This is a genomic window from Streptomyces sp. (assembly GCF_050698815.1).
Lineage (GTDB): Bacteria > Actinomycetota > Actinomycetes > Streptomycetales > Streptomycetaceae > Streptomyces.
Genome location: NZ_JBOHCV010000592.1, coordinates 1 through 2136 on the forward strand (window position 1 = coordinate 1; position 2136 = coordinate 2136).

Here is a 2136-nt window from a genome sequence, read left to right on the forward strand (position 1 = left end):
GGCCGGCCAGATGCACACCTTCGCCGACCGGCTGCGGGAGGCGGTGGCCGAACTGCGCGAACTGCTGGCGGGTGAACAGCCCGCGGGCTGACGGGGCTCACCTCGGCCGGTTCCGAAGATCCGGCCGGGGTGCCGGTCTTGCCCGGTGCGGACCGCACACATGACCCTTGGACCAGAAGCCGCCGGTTCCCGTCCGCACCGTCCGCCCCGTCTGCCGCCCGGAGTTCGCATGACATACGACATCGCCGCCGTCCGCGCCCAATTCCCCGCCCTGGCGGCCGGATCGGCCTTCTTCGACGGGCCGGGAGGCACCCAGACGCCCCGCCCGGTCATCGACGCCGTCGCCGACGCCTTCGCGAACCCGCTGTCCAACCGCGGCCACGGGACTCCGGCGGAGCGCAACGCCGAGACGATCGTCGCCGAAACCCGGACGGCGCTGGCCGACCTGCTCGGCGCGGAGCCGTCCGGCATCGTGCTCGGGCGCAGCGCCACCCAGCTCGCCTACGACTTCTCCCGGACGCTGGCCAAGACCTGGTCGCCCGGCGACGAAGTGGTCGTGACCCGCCTGGACCACGACTCCAACATCCGCCCCTGGGTCCAGGCCGCGGCGCAGGCCGGTGCCACGGTCCGGTGGGCCGACTTCGATCCCGCGACCGGCGAACTGAGCGCCGAGGACGTCCGCTCGGTGCTCTCCGACCGCACCCGCCTCGTCGCGCTCACCGGCGCCTCCAACCTCATCGGCACCCGCCCGCCACTGGCGGAGATCTCCCGGCTGGTGCACGAAGCGGGCGCGCTGCTGTACGTCGACGGCGTGCACCTCACCGCGCACTGCCGCGTCGATCTGGAGCAGCTGGGGGCGGACTTCTTCAGCTGCTCCCCCTACAAGTTCCTCGGCCCGCACCTGGGCGTTCTCGCGAGCCGCCCCGGGCTCCTGGAGACGCTCGCGCCGGACAAGCTGCTGCCCTCCTCCGACGCGGTCCCGGAGCGTTTCGAGTACGGCACGCTGCCCTACCCGGCCCTCGCCGGCGCCCGCGCCGCCGTCGACTTCCTCGCCGGTCTGGGAGCGCAGGAAGGCGGCGGGCGTCGCGAACGGCTCACCGCCGCCTTCGCGCTCCTGGAGGAACGCGAGGACGCGCTGCGCAGGCAGATCGAGACGGGACTGGCCGCCTTCGCGACCGTGACGAGGCACTCACGGGCCGCCCTGCGCACCCCCACCCTGCTGCTGACCCTCGAGGGCCGCGACACCCGCGACGCCTACCGGTACCTGGCGGAGCGCGGCGTGAACGCCCCGTCCGGATCCTTCTACGCACTGGAAGCGTCCCGCAGGCTCGGCCTGGGCGACGCGGGAGGCCTGCGGATCGGCCTGGCCCCCTACAACAGCGTCGACGACATCGACCGACTGCTGGAGGCCCTGGCGGACTTCCTGCGCTGAATCGCGGTTCAGCGCTCCGCCAGGAGCCGGGCCAGTACGGACGTGTGGCTGCGGTCCGGATTCCTGGCGGCGGTCAGCAGCGTGACCGGTCCGCCGCGGGCCCGCTCGCGGAGACCTTCGAGGGCTTCCGCGGCCTCGGGTACCGCCAGCTCGGCCTCGTAGCGGCGGCGGAATTCCTCGTAACCGCCCTCCGGCCCGTGGTACCAGCGGCGCAGCTCGTGGGACGGGGTGAGTGCCTTGGGCCACTCGTCGATGCCCGCCGCCTCCTTGGACACCCCGCGCGGCCAGAGCCGGTCGACGAGGACGCGTACACCGTCGTCGCCGGGCCCGGACGGGTCGTAGATCCGGCGGACACGGATACTCATGTGATCACCTCGTCGGGAAGATCGCGCAGGTGGCGGTGGCGTGGGCGTACAGCTTGCCGTCGTCGGCACCGGTGAGCTTGGCCTCCGCCGTGCCCAGGGTCCGGCCGACGTGGACGGCTGCGGCGGTGGCCCGCAGGGTGCCGGTGTGCGGGGTAACGGGGCGGATGAGGTTCACGTTCAGCTGCGCGGTGGTGTAGGCGAGCCCGGCGGGAAGCCGGGAGAGGACGGCGGAGCCGAGGGCGGAGTCCAGCAGGGTGGACAGGTAACCGCCGTGCACGGTGCCCATGGGGTTGCACAGGTACTCGCCGGTCTTGCCCTCGAAGACCGCCGAGCCCTCCT

The 2136-nt window shown here is 73.1% G+C and carries 3 protein-coding genes; 1 reads left to right on the plus strand and 2 read right to left on the minus strand.

Annotation, left to right across the window (positions count from 1 at the left end; genetic code table 11):
- Window positions 1-229 precede the first annotated feature (229 nt).
- A complete protein-coding gene (locus ACRDP3_RS21455) occupies window positions 230-1432 on the plus strand; it encodes a cysteine desulfurase-like protein (RefSeq protein WP_431518611.1) in 1203 nt (400 codons plus the stop codon).
- An 8-nt stretch (window positions 1433-1440) separates the two neighbouring features.
- Here the strand turns inward: ACRDP3_RS21455 and ACRDP3_RS21460 are convergent, their stop codons facing one another.
- Both ACRDP3_RS21460 and ACRDP3_RS21465 read right to left on the minus strand, forming a co-directional pair.
- Window positions 1441-1797, minus strand: a complete 357-nt coding sequence (locus tag ACRDP3_RS21460; RefSeq protein ID WP_431518612.1) for a DUF488 domain-containing protein — start codon at window positions 1795-1797, stop codon at window positions 1441-1443.
- A gap of 4 nt (window positions 1798-1801) precedes the next feature.
- The coding region (locus ACRDP3_RS21465; protein ID WP_431518613.1) for a PaaI family thioesterase at window positions 1802-2136 on the minus strand (335 nt) is incomplete at its 5' end.

What these genes read in the sequence shown, in the direction of transcription:
- ACRDP3_RS21455 (WP_431518611.1), top strand. Translation starts at nt 230, where the DNA reads ATGACATACGACATCGCCGCCGTCCGCGCCCAATTCCCCGCCCTGGCG.
- ACRDP3_RS21460 (WP_431518612.1), bottom strand. Translation starts at nt 1,797, where the DNA reads ATGAGTATCCGTGTCCGCCGGATCTACGACCCGTCCGGGCCCGGCGAC.